Origin of the sequence: Bacillus cereus group sp. BfR-BA-01379, assembly GCF_022663605.1 — a bacterium.
Taxonomy (GTDB): Bacteria; Bacillota; Bacilli; order Bacillales; family Bacillaceae_G; genus Bacillus_A; species Bacillus_A mobilis.
The window spans coordinates 1-1232 of record NZ_JAKUFT010000167.1 but is presented as its reverse complement, the minus strand read 5'-3'; the positions used below and the strand labels follow the sequence as shown (position 1 = coordinate 1232).

Here is a 1232-nt window from a genome sequence, read left to right as displayed (position 1 = left end):
ATAGCATTCCATTTAAAGTGTTAAAAGATAAGACAGATGAAGAATCTAGAATGAAAGACAAGTTAATAAGTCCAGCCGTATTAAAAGTAGAAAACGGTAAGAAAAAAGCGACTGTAACATTAACAGATAACGCATCAATTAAAAATTTCCAAACAGAAAAAGATGGTTCATTTGTTGATGCAAAAGTAATCAGTGAAAATAAAGAGAAAAATACAAGAGTAGTAGAATTTGAAGTAGACAATTTATCTAAAAAGTTAAATACAAAAGTATTTATTGAAGTGGCATCACAAAATTATAAACAAACGCATGAATTACAACTTCAATTTAATGAAGAAAAACTTGAGCCAATTAAGGACGAAGAGAAACAACCGGAAGTAGAAAAACCAACTGTTGAAACAATTAAAGATGGAGAGTATAGCATTCCATTTAAAGTGTTAAAAGACAAGACAGATGAAGAATCTAGAATGAAAGAAAATGTAATAAGTCCAGCCGTATTAAAAGTAGAAAACGGTAAGAAAAAAGCGATTGTAACGTTAACAGATAACGCATCAATTAAAAATTTCCAAACAGAAAAAGATGGTTCATTTGTTGATGCAAAAGTAGTAAGTGAAGATAAAGAGAAAAATACAAGAGTGGTAGAGTTCGAAGTAGACAATTTATCTAAAAAGTTAAATACAAAAGTATTTATTGAAGTGACATCAAGAAATTATAAACAAACGCATGAATTACAACTTCAATTTAATGAAGAAAAACTGGAGTCAATTAAAAACGAAGAAAAGCAACCAGAAGTAGAGAAGCCGAATGTTGAAACAATTAAAGACGGCGAATACAGCATTAACTTTAAAGCGTTAAAAGATCAATCAGAAGAAATTTCAATGATGAACACGTACACGAAGAGTCCAGGCGTGTTAAAGGTGAGAGATGGTAAAAAGTATGTATCATTCACATTAACGAACAGTGCGTGGATTACAAAGTTTGAATTTGAGAAAAATGGTTCGTTTGTTGATGCAAGTGTAGTAAGTGAAGATAAAAAAGCTGATACACGCGTAGTGGAAGTAGAAGTAGGCGATTTATCTAAAAAGTTAAATGCAAAAGTAAAAGTAGATATCGATTCAATGAATTATCACCATTTCTATGACATTCAATTTGCATTTGATAAAGGTAGCATTAAACCATTAGACAACCAAGGCGGGAACAATAACCAAGGTGGAAACGACAACCAAGGCGGAAAC

General features: G+C 31.3%; 1 protein-coding gene. It reads left to right on the top strand.

Translation table 11 applies throughout. The features are described from left to right. Positions 1 to 1232, top strand: a 1232-nt coding sequence (locus MR113_RS27155) for an NEAT domain-containing protein (protein WP_242257476.1), incomplete at both ends; no start/stop codon positions are given.